This is a genomic window from Acinetobacter sp. GG23 (assembly GCF_057766365.1).
Genome location: NZ_JBYMDJ010000004.1, coordinates 127,328 through 146,934, shown reverse-complemented (window position 1 = coordinate 146,934; position 19,607 = coordinate 127,328). Strand labels below are relative to the sequence as shown.

General features: G+C 38.2%; 19 protein-coding genes. All 19 read right to left on the bottom strand.

The genetic code is table 11. The features are described from left to right. Nucleotides 1-76 precede the first annotated feature (76 nt). Nucleotides 77-724: a 4'-phosphopantetheinyl transferase family protein gene (locus AC3CAU_RS09045; protein ID WP_447053997.1), complete on the bottom strand. Its 648-nt coding sequence runs from the start codon at nucleotides 722-724 to the stop codon at nucleotides 77-79. 92 nt (nucleotides 725-816) lie between these two features. Next, a complete protein-coding gene (gene der, locus AC3CAU_RS09040; protein ID WP_447053996.1) occupies nucleotides 817-2,226 on the bottom strand; it encodes a ribosome biogenesis GTPase Der in 1,410 nt (469 codons plus the stop codon). Between the two features lie 3 nt (nucleotides 2,227-2,229). Continuing rightward, on the bottom strand, nucleotides 2,230-3,378 hold the full coding sequence (gene bamB, locus AC3CAU_RS09035) for an outer membrane protein assembly factor BamB (RefSeq protein WP_447054362.1): 1,149 nt from the start codon (nucleotides 3,376-3,378) through the stop codon (nucleotides 2,230-2,232). Continuing rightward, on the bottom strand, nucleotides 3,378-4,079 hold the full coding sequence (locus AC3CAU_RS09030; protein ID WP_131216554.1) for a YfgM family protein: 702 nt from the start codon (nucleotides 4,077-4,079) through the stop codon (nucleotides 3,378-3,380). The genes bamB and AC3CAU_RS09030 overlap by 1 nt, the downstream gene beginning before the upstream one ends. A gap of 29 nt (nucleotides 4,080-4,108) precedes the next feature. Next, a complete protein-coding gene (gene hisS, locus AC3CAU_RS09025; protein ID WP_447053995.1) occupies nucleotides 4,109-5,404 on the bottom strand; it encodes a histidine--tRNA ligase in 1,296 nt (431 codons plus the stop codon). Nucleotides 5,405-5,407: 3 nt separating this feature from the next. After that, complete coding sequence (ispG, locus tag AC3CAU_RS09020) at nucleotides 5,408-6,529, bottom strand: flavodoxin-dependent (E)-4-hydroxy-3-methylbut-2-enyl-diphosphate synthase (protein ID WP_131216558.1); 1,122 nt, start codon at nucleotides 6,527-6,529, stop codon at nucleotides 5,408-5,410. Nucleotides 6,530-6,553: 24 nt separating this feature from the next. After that, nucleotides 6,554-7,342, bottom strand: coding sequence for a helix-turn-helix domain-containing protein (locus AC3CAU_RS09015; protein ID WP_131216560.1), 789 nt, complete (start codon nucleotides 7,340-7,342; stop codon nucleotides 6,554-6,556). Then, on the bottom strand, nucleotides 7,333-8,094 hold the full coding sequence (pilW, locus tag AC3CAU_RS09010) for a type IV pilus biogenesis/stability protein PilW (RefSeq protein WP_165494041.1): 762 nt from the start codon (nucleotides 8,092-8,094) through the stop codon (nucleotides 7,333-7,335). The genes AC3CAU_RS09015 and pilW overlap by 10 nt, the downstream gene beginning before the upstream one ends. 61 nt (nucleotides 8,095-8,155) lie before the next feature. Further along, on the bottom strand, nucleotides 8,156-9,391 hold the full coding sequence (gene rlmN / locus AC3CAU_RS09005; RefSeq protein ID WP_131216564.1) for a dual-specificity RNA methyltransferase RlmN: 1,236 nt from the start codon (nucleotides 9,389-9,391) through the stop codon (nucleotides 8,156-8,158). 123 nt (nucleotides 9,392-9,514) lie between these two features. Further along, nucleotides 9,515-9,946, bottom strand: a complete 432-nt coding sequence (ndk, locus tag AC3CAU_RS09000) for a nucleoside-diphosphate kinase (protein WP_131216566.1) — start codon at nucleotides 9,944-9,946, stop codon at nucleotides 9,515-9,517. Between the two features lie 109 nt (nucleotides 9,947-10,055). Continuing rightward, nucleotides 10,056-10,256 (bottom strand): Fe-S cluster assembly protein IscX, encoded by a 201-nt coding sequence (gene iscX / locus AC3CAU_RS08995; RefSeq protein ID WP_131216568.1) that lies wholly within the window; start codon nucleotides 10,254-10,256, stop codon nucleotides 10,056-10,058. Nucleotides 10,257-10,341: 85 nt separating this feature from the next. Further along, nucleotides 10,342-10,893: a phosphatase PAP2 family protein gene (locus AC3CAU_RS08990; RefSeq protein ID WP_131216570.1), complete on the bottom strand. Its 552-nt coding sequence runs from the start codon at nucleotides 10,891-10,893 to the stop codon at nucleotides 10,342-10,344. 31 nt (nucleotides 10,894-10,924) lie between these two features. After that, complete coding sequence (locus AC3CAU_RS08985; protein WP_131216572.1) at nucleotides 10,925-12,208, bottom strand: glycosyltransferase family 4 protein; 1,284 nt, start codon at nucleotides 12,206-12,208, stop codon at nucleotides 10,925-10,927. A gap of 181 nt (nucleotides 12,209-12,389) precedes the next feature. Beyond that, entirely contained in the window at nucleotides 12,390-12,806 is a 417-nt protein-coding gene (locus AC3CAU_RS08980; RefSeq protein ID WP_447053993.1) for a hypothetical protein, read from the bottom strand. 13 nt (nucleotides 12,807-12,819) lie between these two features. After that, nucleotides 12,820-15,150 (bottom strand): fimbria/pilus outer membrane usher protein, encoded by a 2,331-nt coding sequence (locus AC3CAU_RS08975; protein ID WP_447053992.1) that lies wholly within the window; start codon nucleotides 15,148-15,150, stop codon nucleotides 12,820-12,822. Nucleotides 15,151-15,170: 20 nt separating this feature from the next. Continuing rightward, nucleotides 15,171-15,875, bottom strand: coding sequence for a fimbrial biogenesis chaperone (locus AC3CAU_RS08970; protein ID WP_447053991.1), 705 nt, complete (start codon nucleotides 15,873-15,875; stop codon nucleotides 15,171-15,173). Nucleotides 15,876-15,949: 74 nt separating this feature from the next. After that, nucleotides 15,950-16,480, bottom strand: coding sequence for a hypothetical protein (locus AC3CAU_RS08965; RefSeq protein WP_424620420.1), 531 nt, complete (start codon nucleotides 16,478-16,480; stop codon nucleotides 15,950-15,952). Between the two features lie 925 nt (nucleotides 16,481-17,405). Next, nucleotides 17,406-18,221 (bottom strand): XAC2610-related protein, encoded by an 816-nt coding sequence (locus AC3CAU_RS08960; protein ID WP_447053990.1) that lies wholly within the window; start codon nucleotides 18,219-18,221, stop codon nucleotides 17,406-17,408. A 258-nt stretch (nucleotides 18,222-18,479) separates the two neighbouring features. Next, complete coding sequence (gene ilvC, locus AC3CAU_RS08955) at nucleotides 18,480-19,496, bottom strand: ketol-acid reductoisomerase (protein WP_131216241.1); 1,017 nt, start codon at nucleotides 19,494-19,496, stop codon at nucleotides 18,480-18,482. Nucleotides 19,497-19,607: the final 111 nt, after the last annotated feature.

Here is a 19,607-nt window from a genome sequence, read left to right as displayed (position 1 = left end):
ATCAAAATAAAAAAGAGCCTGATGATCAGGCTCTTTAAAGCACTCAATGCTTCATCAATTTTATTTAAAAAATTCTTTAAGAGGAAAAAATTATTTTAATTTCGGGAAAAGCAAAACCTTTACAGGAGGATTCTGAACGCCACGCAACCGTTAATATGGCATGACCTAAATTGAAATTTTGATACGCAAATGTTCCGATTGAAGGATGACTGCATAATCCTCCATCATAAATAGGATGCACCCGAGTTTCTAATTCATTTAAATTTAGATGTATACCCAAGCCAGATGCTTTTAATACCGCTTCCTTAGTCGTCCAGACTTTAAACCAATACTCACGATCTTGTTCCAGTTCGTTCCAGTATCGTAATTCATTGGGGTGAAAAGCGTGTACTGCCAAAGCCTCAAAGCGTACTTTCCGATCTAAATCCTCAAGATCCACACCTAAATCTGGCATATGAGAGCTGGTGGCTAAAGCATAATTTTTTTGGCTATGGCTATGATTAAAATAAAACTGAGGGAATTTGATTAAATATGGTTTGCCATGTTCATTGGTAGCAAAATCTTCTTGCTGAATGGTGGCGTGTAATTGTTGGGAGAGCAATTGATTTCGATAATGATAGATAGCCTGTTTTTGCTGCTGAATTTTGGTCTTGCGATCCAATTCTTTAGCTAGAGGGACAATACGCTCAATTTTATCGACTGCTATTCGTATTGCTCTGGTCACGTATACCACCTTATTCCAAAATATAATGACATATTAAAAGAAAAAAGCCCAAAGTAAACTTCAGGCTTTTTATCAGCATCGACAAAAATCAATTAACGCTTAAATTTCTTTTCAGCCTTTTTAAACTTTTGCACATAACGACGTTTACGTGCTGCCACGCGTTCGTCCATTTGTGACTTGCGGCCTTCAAACGGGTTTTCAGAGGTTTTAAAGTCAATACGAACCGGTGTGCCTTCCAGTTTATAGACGCGACGGAATACATTTTCCAAATAACGACGATAATCCGCAGGTGTTTTATCGACCTTGTTACCATGCACAATAATCGTTGGTGGATTCTGACCACCCATGTGGGCATAACGCATTTTAATACGTTTACCGCTAATCATTGGCGGTTGATGCGCTTCGGTTGCATCATTCAGAATCTGGGTTAATTTCGCAGGCGAAACTTTCAAATGTGAAGAATCAAAGGCACGGTGAATGGACGGATATAGCTCACCGACACCAGTCCCATGCAATGCTGAAATCAAATGCACTTTGGCCCATGGAATAAAGTCAAAACGACGATCGACATCAAGCTTACATTGCTTGCGGTCGTACTCCGTCATGTTATCCCATTTGTTAATCGCAATCACCATTGCCCGGCCTGCTTCTAAAGCATAGCCAATCAAATGTAGATCTTGTTCAACCACGCCTTCACGCGCATCCAATACCACAACCACAACGTGAGCGTCCTTAATGGCTTGTAAAGTTTTCACAATTGAGAATTTCTCAACCATTTCATCTACTTTACCTTTACGACGTACACCCGCAGTATCAATCAGGGTGTATTTCTGCTCATTTCGCTCATATGGAATATAAATAGAATCACGCGTAGTACCCGGCATGTCATAAACCACAACACGCTCTTCACCGAGTAAACGGTTGACCAAAGTCGATTTGCCGACGTTTGGACGACCAATCACAGCTAAGCGTAGACCGGTGTTCTGGTCATGCAATTCAGGATCTTCATCCTCAGGAACATCTGCAAGCACATCTTCCAGCATTTGAGCCACACCACGACCGTGGCTTGCTGCAACATGCAACGGTTCACCAAAGCCCAGTTGATAAAACTCAACTACCGCAGCTTCGGCATGTACGCCGTCAACTTTGTTTGCAACCAAGTAAACTTTTTTCCCTAGAGTACGAAGTTCACGTGCAATCTGTTCATCTGACGCTAGTAATCCCGCACGCGCATCAACAACAAAAACAATAATATCGGCTTCATTGATGGCTGTTTTTGATTGCTCAGCCATATATGAATCGATACCTGCCTCACTTTCACCGATACCGCCTGTATCGACTACAATGAAGGATTTATTTTGGAATACTGCATCGCCATATTTGCGGTCACGAGTAAGACCAGCAAAGTCAGCAACGAGTGCATCACGACTCTTGGTAATCTGGTTAAATAACGTTGATTTACCGACGTTCGGACGTCCAATTAGCGCAATTACGGGTTTCATAAATTAACGGTTCTGCCAAACGCTTAACGCGCCCTTTCTGGTGGAGACATATAGTTGTCCATCAATTTCGCGTAGTGAACGTACTTCACCACTTGTTTTTGATCGACCAATGAGTTGCCCGGAAGTTGGATCGATTAAGTGTAATACACCATCTAGATCACCAACTACAAGGTCTTGTCCGAGAACAACAGGATTACTGAGCTGACGATTGAGCAAACTATCGTTTTGCCATAATTGCTCACCTGTTGTTAGTGCATAAGCAGTGATTTTGCCATCTGCTTGTGCAACAAAAACGGTATTATTCATTACTTCTGGACGTTGAATACTGCTTGCATCTTCACTCCACACGACTTGTTGTGAAGCTAAATCTGTAACAGTCACTTGTCCTTGGAAACTGGTTGTTACAAGAAACTGACCTGCAACAACTGGATCGCCATCAATATCATTGAGGCGTTGAATATCTGAACGGCCTTCGCTTACTGCAACACGGCGCTGCATACGCGGTACACCACTGATGATATCCAGGGCATAAACATAAGCATTGGATGAAGCAATCAATACCGTACGCGGATCGAGTGCAACCGGTGATGCCATTCCACGTAAGCTAAATTGTACATTAGGAAGGTTATATGTCCAAACTTGCTGACCAGTGGCAAGATCATGCGCATAAACAGTGCCGTCATTACTGACAGTAATCACACGACCTGATTGAATCAATGAAGCAGATAAAATGGCACCCGACAACTGGGCAGTCCACTTTTGCTCGCCTGTCGCCTGATCTAAAGCAAACAGTTGACCTTTGTGATTGCCCACAACCACTGTGCCTTCGCCCGCCTCTACACCAGAGCTTAAACCCTGTTTAGAAACTTTTTTCTCCCAGATGCGCTGCTTACCTTGATAAGCTGCCACTTCACCTTTTGGATCTAATGCAAAGATTACACCGTTATCCGCATCTAAACGTAGACGTAATGGATCCGCTGTCGAGGTTGATGAAACACTTTGAGAAAATACTGGAACAAGACTTTTGGCTTGGACCAATTTAGGTAATGGATTCGGTTTGGCTTCTTCCACTTTAATTTTATTGGTTGAACAGCCAACCAATGCAAATGTTAAAATTGTCAGCGCAAACGGTATTTTGTATTTTCTATCCATCATGACTCATCCACTTGTGTTTCTAAAATTGGTCGTTCTACCTCAGGATCATCAACTAAAACGCCAACACTTTCGAGTTTAATTTGTAAAATTTGACGTTCTTGCTGACGTTCAACCAGCGCATCCCATGCACTCTTGTACGACTTTTTAGCATTTTCTATATCATTTTTAGCCACGTACACATCACCCAGCGCTTCATCAGCAGTCGCTTTAAAAGCTGGATCGTTTACTGCCGCTAATGTCTTTAATGCCTCATTATATTTCTTTTGGGCAAGTTGAGCATAACCCAGGCGCAGCTTAACCAGCTGAACCAAGCCTGCATCATCCAGCTTGGAATTTTCAACTTTTTTTAATGCTCTTTCTGCATGCGCATAATCTGCTTTGTCATACGCAAGTTTAGCCATTAGCAATTGCGTTTGAATAGCTTGAGCAGAATCGGGCGCTTCTTTTACAATTTTATCTGCAGTTGCAGATAAGGCATTAAATGCATTTTCATTGCCTTGCGCATTTTTAGCATCATCCATCAACTGTTGAACCTTGGCTGTTTCCATTTGAGATTCAGCCAGGTTTTTCTTCTGCCAATATTCCCATCCGAAAAAGGCAATCAACGCAATTAAAATCCCACTAATCATGGCAGAACCATATTTCTTAGTGAAAGATTTCAAGCTATCAAGTTGTTCTTCATCACTCAATGCGTTCATGTGATTACCTTTTCCTTATGTTTTTAAGCTTATTTTGAAGAAAATTTTTCAATGAAGAATGGCACAATATTCGCCACAACAACATCAGTTTGCTCAGCGGTCGCCAATTCTTTCACAGTTAATTGCTGCGCTTCCCACTCACGTTCACCTGCAATCACGGCAAAAAGAGCGCCTGATTGATCCGCTTTTTTCATTTGAGATTTCATCGAACCTTGTGAACCTACTTTCAGACGAATATTGCTATTTGCCGCTTCCAGCTGGTCACGAATTTGTTCTGCAAGTACTAAGGCTTTACCTTGTGATGCAGGATCCGACAACAAGAATACTTCACAATCACGTACAGGTGTATTGTCTTCAACTTGTTCAAGTAAAAGAAGTAAACGCTCAATCCCCATCGCAAATCCAACTGCAGGTACAGACTGATCCGCCTTACCTTTCAATTGACCTACCAGACCATCATAACGGCCACCGGCACATACCGTTCCTTGTGAACCCAAATGTGTGGTTGTCCATTCAAAGACAGTTTTGTTGTAGTAATCCAGACCACGGACCAGTTTCTGGTTAATTACAAATTCCACTCCTGCATCAGTTAAATACTGCTGCAATTGAGCAAAGTGAGCCAAAGTTTCTTCACCCATAAAGTCGTGAAGTTTTGGTGCATTCTCAAGAATTTTTTGAGTCCGTGCATCTTTAGAATCGAGAATACGTAGTGGGTTGGTTTCTAAACGACGTTGTGAATCTTCGTCTAAATCGCTTTTGTGCGATTCCAAGAAATCTACCAATGCAGCACGATATGCAGCACGCTCATCAGACTCACCTAGAGTATTCAATTCAAGCTGAACCTTGTCGGCAACTCCCATGCGTTTCCACAAACGTGCAGTCATCAAAATCAATTCTGCTTCCATATCCGGTGTAGCCACACCAAATGTTTCCACACCAAATTGATGGAACTGACGGTAACGGCCTTTTTGTGGCTTTTCATAACGGAACATTGGTCCGACATACCACACACGAGGTGTCGCACCGCGAAGCAAATTATGTTCGAGCATGGCACGTACACAGCCTGCAGTCCCTTCAGGACGCAAAGTCAAAGACTCAGGTGGATTACCCTTATCCAGGAAGGTGTACATTTCTTTTTCAACAATATCCGTCGCATCACCAATTGAACGTTTGAACAGATTGGTCTGTTCAACAATCGGCAAACGGATTTGCTGGTAGCCATAAGCATCCATAAGTGATGCTAAATGTTGCTCAAGACGTCTCCACGCAGCAGTTTGCTTTGGGAGAATGTCATTAAAACCTTTGATTGCGACAATTGAACTCATGATCTACTCAGAAAAACCTGTGCGAATAATCTCTTTAGATTTAGCTTTTTCAAGCTCTAGAACGCGTTGACGAACCATCGTTTCGATTTCATCAACCAGTTGATTGGTATCGATTAAATGGCTTTTCTCGCCATTACGATATACCAGTGAACGCGGACTTGCACCTACAACGCCAATATCGGCTTCTTTGGCTTCGCCCGGACCATTCACCTTACACCCGATCACCGATACATCCATGGGGGTACGAATATCTTCTAAACGCTCTTCCAGTGATTGCATCACTTTAATCACGTTAAATTCCTGGCGCGAACAGCTTGGGCAGGCAATAAAGTTAATCCCGTTAGAACGAAGCCCCAATGATTTCAAGATATCAAAACCAATTTTCACTTCTTCTTCAGGTTCAGCCGCCAAGGAAATACGCATGGTATCGCCAATGCCTTCCATTAATAAACCACCCAGAGCAATCGCTGATTTCACTGAACCGGTACGGTAAATACCGGCTTCAGTGACACCCAAATGCAGGGGATTATCAATTTGCGCTGACAATAAACGGTAGGCATCCATGGTTAAAAACACATTCGATGCTTTTACCGAAATTTTGAATTCATGGAAATCCAAACGGTCTAAAATATCGATATGACGCATCGCAGATTCAAGCAAGGCCTGACCTGTCGGCTCACCATATTTTTTCTGTATATCTTTTTCTAGCGAACCGGCATTCACACCTATTCGCATTGAAATATCGTTATGTCTTGCCGCAGCAACCACTTCACGAATTTTTGCTTCCGAACCAATATTGCCCGGATTAATACGTAAGCAATCTGCACCGGCATCGGCCACAGCCAAAGCGATTTTATAATCGAAATGAATATCGGCAACCAAGGGTACTTTGACTTGCTTACGGATTTCACCGAATGCTGCTGCTGCTTCCATTGAAGGTACAGAAACACGCATAATGTCCGCACCGATATCAGCACAGCGCTGAATTTGTGCAACAGTTGCCGCAACATCACAGGTTTCGGTATTGGTCATACTCTGGATGCTAATCGGTGCATCACCACCTACATAGACGGAACCAACACGAATTTTGCGAGTGGAACGGCGCTTAATCGGATTTTCAATCATTAATATCGCTCTTCTCTTTACCCATTAACGTGACAAACGGAAGTCTGCCTTGCCATTCACTGTATAAGGTGACAACGCAATCTTTTCATTATTCAAGGTTAAGGTTACAGCTGATGCATCATCAAGACGAATTTGGAACGGTGTTTCACCATTCAATTTCACTGTTGATGCCTGACGACCTGTTGCCAGGACTTTACCGGTTGAGTCTACAATATGAACCGAGGTTGGACGGCTAAAGTCAAGTTCCAGCTGATCACCGGATACAGCCGTTGAATTGTCTAAATTCAACACTTCCACATCGGATTTTGCTGGGGCAATTTCTTGGCTATCATCTTTATTTGATGACATGTTTTGCACAGCCATCACAGCAACAGCGATAGCAAACAGCACCACTAAAGCAATGATAATACGTTTTAACCATTTCTTATTACGATCACTATTCGAACCAGGCAATTTACCCATGATTTTAATCGGTGAATTGTTTAAGGCATGGTTAGGCAGTAATCCTGTATCATTTTGATAAATCTCATCAAAACGCTGAATAATTGACGTTGCATCGACCTTTAGATATTTCGCATAAATACGGTAGTAACCTTTAATAAAGGTCGCTTCAGGCAAAGCTTTATAATCATCTTGTTCTAAAGCTGTCAAAGTTTTCACTTGCATGTTCAAATCTTTGGCAGCGTCATTTAATTCACGCTTTTGTGCAATTCGAATTTGACGTAAGTACTCACCTGGACGCTGAACATTTCCTAATGCATTGGGTACTACGCTTGAACCATTTGATTGCTGTGAATTAGGATTTACTTCCATACGGCCTCAGTACTGTACTGTAATTGCAGATAACGTTGGTATTCTGGACTTTCCGGAAAAAGCGCACGTAATTGATTAACAAGCGCCTGCATTCCCATCGTGTCGCTATTTGCCCGTGCATTTCGGATACCAATCCAGAGCGCACGCGCACCTTGATTCTTTTGACCTACACCACGCACGAACTGTTCATACAATTGTGTTGCAGCAGCGGTCTGCTGTTTCAAATAAAAAATTTCGGACAACTCTAACATTGAAATATAGGAATCACGATTGACTTGTAGGGCCTGTTTGAATGATTTTTCAGCATTCGACATGTCACCTAGTTTTAAATAAATTCGCCCTACATTTTCCAGTGCTTTATAGCGTTGATCATACCCCAGCGTCGTCCCGGCTACATTGAGCTGCTCAATCGCGTCATTATAACGCTCAATTTGATACAAATAAGTACCGTAGTTGTTACGCGCCTGGGCATTTTTGGGATCAGCAGAAATCGCACGTTTAAAATATGCATCTGCTTTATCCATACTGACTTTACTGCCTTCTTGTTGCAGTAAAATTCCCATCATCATATTCGCAGCGGAATCTCGGGAATTCATTTCAAGCGCCTGGTCTAAAGTACGCTTTGCAGAATCCAGATCACCCGATTTAATATATTCTGCAGCCAATTGAGTACGAACTTTAACTGCTTTTTCTGGATCTTTCTTCACCATTGTCGTCGGTGATTGACAAGCAGTGATAAAAATAGCAGACATACAAATCGTTGTAATAAAAGCTAATTTATATGTGGGCTTTCTCAATTGGCGTCCCCTTTTATTATCCTTGAGAGCGCATAATCTCATTACTTTGCGCAATTTTCTTTTTCCACTGTTCCGCACGACGTGTACGGTCGGCCACTTGACCCACGAGCTGTCCACATGCTGCATCGATATCATCACCACGCGTCTGACGAATCGTACACACAAAACCGGCATCAGACAAAGTTTTTTGGAAAGAAATAATGCGGTTACGGCTTGAGCGACCGTATGGTGCATGCGGGAACGGATTAAACGGAATTAAATTAATTTTACTTGGTAAATTTTTGAGTAACTTAATCATTTGCTGCGCATGTTCAGGATGATCATTCACGCCATCCAACATTACATATTCAATGGTCACATGTTTACGTGAACTTTCATTGCCATCTTTGCCAATATACCGCTGACATGCGGCAATCAATTGCTCCAATGGATATTTTTTATTAATTGGAACCAATTCGTTACGCAGTTCATCATTTGGCGCATGTAAAGAAATGGCGAGTGCCACATCAATATCTTTCGTCAATTGGTCAATCTTCGGTACCACACCTGAGGTCGATAAAGTCACACGGCGTTTAGACATACCATACGCAAAATCATCCAGCATGATGCGCATTGAACTCAGAACAGCATCGTAGTTCAATAAGGGTTCGCCCATACCCATCATGACCACATTGGTCACTGAACGCTCACGTTCTAATACAGGTACATCTTCCATATAAGAATAGTTTGCCATCCACAACTGACCAATAATTTCAGCTGGGGTTAAATCGCGTTGGAAGCCTTGTTTACCGGTTGAGCAGAATGAACAATCCAGCGCACAGCCCACTTGTGAAGAAATACACAAAGTACGGCGTAAACCACTGCGATGTTCAGCAGGAATCAGTACAGTTTCGACCAGTGAACCTTCGCCTTCACCGACACGGAATACCCACTTACGAGTACCGTCTTTCGAATAATTTTTATGCACCACTTCAGGCGCTTCAATGACACAAATCTTTTCCAACTTTTCACGCAGTTTGCCAGAAATATTGGTCATTTCGGCAAAATCAGTCACGAAAAACTGGTGAATCCACTTCATCACCTGTCCAGCACGGAACTTCTTCTCACCCATATCTTCGAAGAATTTTTCCAGTTGCGGACGTGACATGCCGAGTAAGTTCACTTTTTCCACGGCATTTTGCTGTGTCGGAGTGGATAGAGATGGTTGCTGTTCAGCTGAAATTGCAGAGACAGCGACGACTTCAGTACTCATGTGTAATTACCTAAACCATGTCTAAAGATGAAAGGAGAAGCTCAATAATCGAGCAAAGTATTATTCAGAGAATAAAAAAACCAGATAAGTATAATAACACTTATCTGGCTTGAATACTTCGAATTAACGAGTACGTGGGCAGATCTCAGTTTGAGCGAAGAAGTAGTTAACTTCACGATCAGCAGATGCAACTGAGTCAGAACCGTGAGCAGCATTTTCATCGATGCTTACAGCGAAATCTGCACGAATAGTACCAGGAGCAGCTTCTTTAGGGTTAGTTGCGCCCAAGATGTCGCGGTGAGCAAGAACAGCGTTTTCGCCTTCAAGAACAGATACTACAACCGGACCAGAAGTCATGAACGCAACGAGGTCACCGAAGAAACCACGTTCTTTATGCTCAGCGTAAAAGCCTTCAGCTTCAGCTTGAGTAAGGTGTTTCATTTTAGTCGCAACGATTTTAAGACCAGCTTTTTCGAAACGAGCAAAGATATCACCAACGTTGTTTTTGCCAACAGCATCTGGTTTAACGATAGATAAAGTACGTTCAATAGCCATGATTGGCTCCTTATGTCAATTTGACGAGAAAATTTTGCCGCATTATACCGAGATAATCAGCAAGTATCAGCTTTTGATATGTAAAAAGTTGCTTTTTTCAATTTACTGATTAACGAACTTCATCAATCCACGCCATTTGAATCCCTTCCAACAAGCCTTCTGTCGATTTTTGCGGGTCATCCTTAAAGTTTGGCAAGGCACAAACCCATGCATGTAAGTCTGTAAAGCGAATCCATTGTGGATCGACCTCGGGATGTGCTTCAGAAAGTTCAATGGCAAGATCAATGGTGTCAGTCCAACGTAAACCCATGGGTATTCCTAAGCGCTAAATAAATGTCCTACTTTAACAAATTCCTAAAATCGAGAGATAGTTTTTCGATTCTTAAAAGACATTTTTATAACACGATATTTAATAATGGCGCAGTGAAAATGATACCAGTTGCGACCAACACCCCAATTAGTGCACCCACAATCACATCACTTGGATAATGTAATCCTAAAACCATACGGGATATTGCAACCAAAAACGTAAAAGGCAACATTAAAACCAATAACATCGGCTGAATATAGCCCATCACTATACTCGCCATGACAGCATGTAAGGTATGTCCAGACGGGAAACTAAAGTGATCTAGCGGTTGCTCTTGCAATAGAACCACTTGATGAACTTGGTAAGGACGGGGGCGTGTGGTTTTTTGTTTTAAGATTTTGTAAATTGCAGTTCCTATAGATCCACTGATCAGGATATATAGCAACTGCTCAATATAGAATTTATCTTCCAATACCCACAGACTGGCCAACATCAGGCACCAAAACAAACCATTGCCAAGACGACTAATGATCTTAAAAAAATGGGCAACCGTATGTGAATGTGAAAAATGATTCAGATACATACATCCTTTTAAGTCGAGATCTAACATCGTTATTATTGCTTTTTTTAATTTCATGATGATTCTCCTTTAAGCTTCTGCTTTAAATTCAGGATGTCATTTTTATCTCTCTAGCAACACCATACAGTGCCTGCTCGAACTGCCGGACCGGATGCTGCCATCCTACATTTAACACTGTTTCGCGGGCTTGAATTCCCATAATTTTCAACTGTTGATTATTCGGTAAGTGATGAATTGACTGAATCAGTTTATCTATTTGCCCTAAAGGACTTAACCAACCAGTTTCACCATTTTTCACATGCAAATGCGCACTGGCATAATCATAAGCAATCACAGGCAAACCACTGGCCATCGCCTCAAGTACCACATTACCAAAGGTTTCAACTTGGCTAGCAAATACAAAAACATTGGCACTTGCATAGGCCTGCGCTAAATTTAACCCGGTTAAATTCCCCATAAAAATGACATCATGACCTTCACAGAGCACTTCCAGACGACTTCGATCTGGTCCATCCCCTACAATCACAAGTTTTATATTCTGTTGGGATGTTTGCTTCATTGCTATATAGGCATTCACCACTACCTCAACCTCCTTCTCGGGAGATAACCGTCCTACATAGAGCATGACCCTAGTCTCTGAAGTAGCCTTCCACTGTTGACGTAAAGCATCTGAGCTATGGTCTGGAGAAAAGCATGCAACATCCACGCCACGCCCAACAATAGCCAAAGGACAACGAACACCAAACTTTCTTAAAATATATTCCGTATCTTTACTGGGAATACATGTCAGTTGTGTATTGTTATGAAACCAACGTAAATAGTGCTGGATAGGCTTAACTAAAAAAGCCAAATCGAAGAAGCGACTAAATTCTTGAAAAGGTGAATGGAAACCACTTGAAACAGGAATTCCTTTGGTTTTTGCAGTTTGTAAAACACTTAAACCCAAAGGTCCTTCGGTAACAATATGCACAACGTCCGGTACAAATTCATCCAGCGCATGTGATACTTTTAAAAATTGTGGCCAACCAAATTGAAGATGAGGATACTTAGGAATAGATTGCGCTTTGACTAGACACTCCTTAGTCGGTAAGAAGTCGTAACATGCCTGTTGTTGCTCTGGCCGAATCAATAAAATTTTATGACCTTGTTTTTGCAGACCTTTACATAATTGTAATAAAGAGAGGGCCACTCCGTTAATTTCTGGAGGCCAAGTTTCAGTGACAACCGCTATTTTTAGACGTGGACGAACCAGGTCATTTAAAACTTGGCTGTCGCTATAAATAACGTCTTGTTTTTTTTGCTTAAAATAAAATTGAAAACTTTCTGGAAAATCTTGTTGTTTTAGCAGACTAGTCGCATACGAATTTGTCATACAACACCTATGTCATTATTTTAAACTTAGCTTAGATGCTGTTTCTTTCAGTTTGATGATAATAAGACCTCAAATTTAATAATTAATATGTTTCTTTATTGAACTTATCTGTTTCCATGAAAAAATACTCCCTACTCTAAGATAACTTTATAGGCCTTTACTAACATATTCCCCTGCCTACCTAATATATAAGACTGACATATAAACTATCCTTATAAAGCCCTGCTGGCGTAGAGGCAGTGGGTTGTTCAGCCAATTGCACAAGCACGACAAATTTAGTTTGATCGGTTGCGGGTTGTGAGATAGGGGTATTCCATCTTGAAGATGTTGCACCCGAAATAAACATTTGTGTTCTTATTTTACGATTTCGGTCACTAACCAGATAGCTATTTCCAGCAGGACTGGTTAAATTTCGAGAACTGAATTTAATCGCATAATTCCTATCACATGCCACTGAAAATGATGTAGCTGCCTGACTTAAGTAAGAGGAACTTAGTTGAAGTTGTGATGCTGTGGCTTTTTCAATCTGACATCGGCCAGCATAACTAAGGTTATTAAAACACATGGCTAATATAAATAGACCTAATTTAAATTTCATTTTATTTCTCCATTTATTTGCAATTAAGATTTACCACCTTATCCGCCGTATTTGGATTTTCAGTAACCATTAACTGTGCTGAACAGGTTTTTGAATCATTGATTTTTATTTTTACATTATAAGTTTTAGGAATTAAGCCATACAAAGTAACCGTACCATCTGATGAAATTGGATATACCTCCCCTCCATCATTATCAATATGTAATTCAGAACCTGCTATAAATTTTTTATTATTAATATCTAAAGGACGAACTGTAACTTGCTTCGCATGAAAAACCGGAAAATTAATAATATAGCCGCGCTGATTAAAAGCGGTAAGCTTTTTACTTAAATATGGAATTTTATCCTCTATCGGCAATTGATTTTGATCAAATCCAATATCGTAATTTACATAAGGAATAATATCATGAATAAATGCATAACCTTTTTTGTTGGTTTTATTTACTACTGATAAAGAGCGTAAAATATCAACATCTTCATAATCACCTACACTCACAATAGAAAAAGCATTATCTACAAGTTTTGTAAAACTTAAACTATTTTGCAACCAAACCACTCCCCCACGATAATTTAATTGTGATTCCCCTTCATGTTCACCTTCTATATGATAAAAATTTAAATCACCGACATTGGTTTTTAATCGGCCTTTCAGGTTATAAAAATTCTCTTCATTTCTTCGATTCATTCCTGCTTCATATTCAAAACCAACTTGATTAACATTACTTTTAACAAATTGTAATTTAGTATTATCATCTGTTGCATGACTAAAATAAATAGCCTTATTATCATCAAAACTATAACTAAAAGTTAATATGGCACTGGCATCTCTCTCTTCACCAAATGAATTATAATAACTCAACCCGAGTGTCGCTTTTCTACCCAAACGTCGATTAAAACCTATACTAAATGTTTTACGATCTTCCTGTAAAAAAGCAAAATTATCTTCAGTAATTATTGATCCTTTATGATAATTTTGCTCTGCATAATTAAAGAAAATATTTTCTAAGACAGGCACATTACTCATTCCACCATAAATTAAATGCTCAAATTTAGGATAAACAGATACCCCATTTAGATCATCCCCTAAAAATTTAAAATTTCTTTCTGTATATTTTGAACTAGCACCTAATGAAAATCGACCAAAGTCCTTACTGGCTGATAACCCATATGAATAATTAAATTGATTATCATGATGTGATGTCTGAACTATACTATCCAATACAACATAATGACTAATAGCTTGAGTCCACATTAACCCCAAGTTTTGTATTTTATCACTGTAGAGAAAATTAGAACCCAGCGTCGTTGCATTTGATAAACCGCGCCTATAATAGAAATTAGAAAAAAAATCACGGTAATCATCACTTTTAATATTATAATTGTAACGTAACTTACCTAATGAAATATTATATTCACTTAAATCAGGACGCAATAAACGGTTTGTGACTAATATAGGAAAACTTTGGACACTTCTATTTCCTAAAACATCTTCGACAACAATTTGTGCATTTCCGGCTTGTTGAATTTGCGCACCGGTCTGAAGATTAAATTCACCTGGACTGACCTTTTGACTATAAATACTTACACCATTAATATATAAATCAACGGTTGATGGAAGACGAGCACTTCCTTGTAGCGCAGGAGTATTCCAATAAATAAAATTTGGTCTTTCTGTATAATTAGTTCCCCAACTCAAACCCGCAAACCGTAATGAATTAATAAGTGGATTAAATACAGTGGTAGTATCACCCAATGTAAGACGTGTCATGTTACTGGGAATTTCAAAATCAATATTTGTACTTAATCGATTAAAAAACTCACCTGCTGGTGTATTTTGATAAGCAACTGAATTTCTAAAAATCCAATAATCTTTAAAAATTCCTAAATCAGCTAAACCATTGTACGAATTATCTATTTCACCATCCATACGATTGTTTAAATAGGTTAAATCATAATTTATAAAACCTCCGAAACTTGCTTTTTCTGGTACCGTATTCGTCTCTAATATATTTGAAGAAGATGTAAAAAGTGTAGAAGGTACTGTTAGTTTAATAGCCTGAATAGAACTATCAAATTGAGATTGAATAGAGTCACCTGAAACCAAACAAAAATTATTTCGGGATGTTAATCGCAATAAGTTATTTATATTAATATTTCGGTTTGATAACTCATTGCATTCAACATAAAATTGCTCATTATATTTCAACAAAACTATATCGGCATTGTGATCTAAATCATTGATCCATAAGTTCGCAAAACTTTCTTCTAAATTATTTTCACTTGCATTAACATTAAAAATGAGAAATATATTTATTAATATTAAGACCCCTTGATTTGATTTCATAGAAACCCCCTAAATAAAAATTATTCCATAAATTTAAGTTCTATCATTTCATTTGATTTATCTGTCTGTAATTTAACATAATACTTATTAGGATCTTGTATTTTTAACCCCTTCAGGTCATAAGAAAGACTTTTATTAGCAAGTGCATAGCCCAATGTATCACTTTTAAAAATTTCTTTTTTATTCGAGTCAATAATTTTCAAATTGGCAATTTGAATATGGGAGTTTGCCTTATTCAATACAATCAACTTATCATTTTCAATATTGAATTTTAATTTAATATCATCTTGTTTCCCAATAAACAAAGGTAAATTAAAATTAAGTAAAAAAGTAATCGATGATTCTTTTACAGTTTGAGGTATTTCTTCTACCAAAATTCGCCAAGTACCCTCTTGCTTACCGGCCAATATAGATTGCGTAGGACGATTAAATCCGATCCGAATGACCTGTTTTCCATTTGGTTGCAGGATAAAACTTCTAGGATTAATAATTAATGCATCTTCTGGCTCCAATACATCTTCCCCATTCTTATTCTGATCCCATTTAAATGCTTTTACTTCAAAAATTTTTTTTTCAGTTTCATTTATAGATTCAAGGGTTAAAGTCGTAGTTTTTTGCTTAGCATCATTCAATATATACATTTGAACAGGGTCTATTGAAACATCTGCCTGCACACCCGATATAAAAAAAATAAAAGTGGTTAAAAACATACTTATATTTTTCATTTAATTATATCCTTATTATTTTTTATAATAAAAACCTAACCCAACATTTTCGTCAGGCTAGGTTCATTTAACTATTAATAGTAAGCTTTAATCAGGTATTTATCATTATAAATACCTGCTTTTTGTGAAGCACTTACTGCTGCATTAGTTACTTTAAGAGTAAATACGTCAGTAGCTTCACCCGCATGATTGGAATTACCTAAACCAACAGCAGCTACCTGACCTGATTTAGTAGTAACAATCGTAGTAGAAACTTTCGCAGTTGGATCTGATTCATGTTTTACAAAGGTGGTATTACTAGTACCAGCATTTGCTGTTTGTAAATTTAAAACATAAGGAGTATTTGTTGTAATTGAATAGTTAGTAGTCTGAGTTCCTCCTGCAGCACTAAGCACTATTCCTTGACCACCAGTAACAACACATTTTTTCTTAATATCCAGTGTGATTGGAATTTCTTTTTCACAGCCTAAAGTATTACACTTACTCCAATCCACAGGAGGTTTAGGATTGTAACCACCCCTTGCTGCATCATCTTCTGCAAAAACTGCTGTTGAACAAGCACCGAGTACCAATGCTGCTAATGCAGCCTGAGTCATTTTATTCATGTTTTTCTCCATTTCTTTTTTAAAAGAATGTATATGCATAGTAGTTTTAACAGTTACGTTTGTAACTCTTTTTATTATGAGTAAGGTTACGTAACCGTAGAGTTATCTTATTACTTTTAATTTAAAAATATTAAAAAGCATTATTATTCACAATATATTTTTAATTTTTTAGTTATCACCATAAATATATCTAATATCCTATTTTCATTAAGTTTTATTTTATAAAATATTGAGATACAATTTTAATTTGTTTCTAATCATGTCTAAAATAATTAGCAAAAAATATTAAAAACATCTTTAGCTATATAAGCATATGATTAATATATATTTAATAAATTATTATATTCTTACGCAAATTATTAACAAAGTTACATAATTTACAAAATACTGTAATTCAATGCATACTTATCAATTATTTTGTGATCCAGTTATTGTTTTTATGTTCATTTTCAAACAACTCTATATTATTTTAATTTTATGCACTCATGCTCAACTCTTAAAGCAAAAAGACACGAACAACTTAAATAATTAATAAATGTCAACCTAATAAAAAATATTTATTATGATTTTATTTTATTGGTTATTTTTATTTAATTCCAAGATTTTAAAGGCAATAAGTAACCGTACTTATTTTAATTAGGCAGATAACATTTAATCATTTCTCTCTAGAAAAATCTATTATATTAAATAAATATTTATATAAAATATCTTGTTAATATTTATTTAATTAAGACTATTTTATCATTTATATAAGCCTGGAAGAGTAACCAATCATTTTAAATGATTAAATTTTTAAAACCAATGTTTTTAATAAAAATGAATTTTCAATCTGCTTTATATAAAACTTAATATTATAAATTATTTAGCTTAAACACTTAATTTGATTTAAATCCATTTTCTCTATTAAACTGTTAAAAATTTCCGCTCATTCCATCCGATTCAATAAGCCATTTTTCACTTGATATAACTGCCCCTCCCCAAAATCAATTTGTTGTTTTTCTCCATGTAATTTTGGAAATCCCACGATTTTTTCAAGTTGTGGTGAGCGCTGGAACTGTTGGGTTTTAGGGTTATACATCCAGTAAATATAACGCTTATCCTGAATAGTGTGTTCCTCTGAAATATCGGATAAAACGATGTCGTAATATCCATCGAAATTAACATCCATATAACCGATACTTTTCGGAAATGCGGTAAATCCTGTTAGAGTTTGTACAACATTATTATTATTTTTATTCACTATATCTAAACGTTTGAGTAATGAACCATAGGGCTGGTTAATATCTTCTAGACCATAAAATTTAAAAATGAAATTAGGTTTATCAGAAACCCTTATTGCAGGCTCAAACTGAATAGATTTTCCCACAGCGTCGCCACCTTCGGCAAATATCGCTTTAAAATCCCCACTATTGGCATTAAGTATTCCTGATAATTGATAAGTCTTATTTATTCTATTTTCAGAATCAACATCAACAGATTTTAAATTCAGCTGATCTCCTTTTTGCGATCCTTTTAAATTGATTGTCTGCTCTTCAACAAGGTCATATAGCGTGGCATGTGGATTCCAGACACCTGCATATAAGCTGAGAAAATATCTTCCCTCACTTGAACGCAACATGCGTTGCATGGAAACACGAACGTTATTGAGTGGTTTGTATTCTGGAGCATTTAAAACTGTTTCAGCAGTACTGAGATTGGAAAAAGCCAACGCAGCAATACAAAGCAATAACTTAGTTTTCATTGTTCAGCACACTCAATAATGCAGACGATTATGAGTACTGTATCACAAAAAAACCGCTCAATTGAGCGGCCTTTTTGTATCTTTGAAACAGAAAGAAAATTTAGTTTTTCTCTTTGTCTACGATTTTATTTGCTTGAATCCAAGATATGAACGAGGACAAGGCATTGCTTTGAACAAAGTGCAAGGAGGAAAAGCACAACTTTGTATAAAAAAAGCCTCTGTTATAAAACAAAGGCTTTTTGACTTAGAAATTAGAACTTAGTTCTTTTCTTTGTCTACGATTTTATTTGCTTGAATCCAAGGCATCATAGAACGAAGTTTGTTACCCGTTACTTCAATACCGTGAGCCGCGTTTTGACGACGACGTGCAGTCATAGATGGGTAGTTCAACGCACCTTCTTGGATGAACATTTTCGCATATTCACCAGACTGGATACGTTTAAGCGCATTACGCATCGCTTCACGAGACTGTTCGTTGATTACTTCAGTACCGGTTACGTATTCGCCATATTCAGCATTGTTAGATACTGAATAGTTCATGTCCGCGATCCCGCCTTCGAACATCAAGTCAACGATCAATTTAAGTTCGTGTAGACATTCAAAGTAAGCCATTTCAGGCGCATAACCAGCTTCAACCAAAGTTTCGAAGCCCATTTTAACCAATTCAACCGCACCACCACAAAGAACTGCTTGCTCACCGAAAAGGTCAGTTTCAGTTTCTTCACGGAATGAAGTTTCGATGATACCTGTACGACCACCACCCACGCCTGAAGCGTAAGAAAGCGCAACGTTACGTGCATTACCAGACGCATCTTGGTGAATCGCGATTAAGTCAGGCACACCTGAACCACGTTGGTATTCAGAACGTACTGTATGACCAGGTGCTTTTGGAGCAACCATGATTACGTCTAAGTCAGCACGTGGCACAACTTGGTTGTAAAGAATAGAGAAACCATGAGCAAATGCTAAAGTCGCGCCTTGCTTGATGTTTGGCTCAATCACGTCACGGTAAAGTTGTGATTGGAATTCATCTGGAGTCAAGATCATTACTACGTCAGCTTGCGCTACAGCAGCAGGAACTTCAGCAACTTTAAGACCTGAATTCTCAGCTTTTTTCCAAGAAGTAGAGTTAGCACGTAAGCCTACAGTTACATCAACGCCAGAGTCTTTAAGGTTAAGCGCATGTGCATGACCTTGTGAACCGTAACCGATGATCGCTACTTTTTTGCCTTGGATGATAGATAAGTCACAGTCTTTATCGTAAAAAATTTGCATTGCTGTCTCCGCTTAAATGCTTTTGTTTCCTTTTATCCAAGCCAATGATGTTATTGGTATTCATTGGCTTAGAACCTCACCTACAAGATGAGCAGAATGTGTGAATAAAAT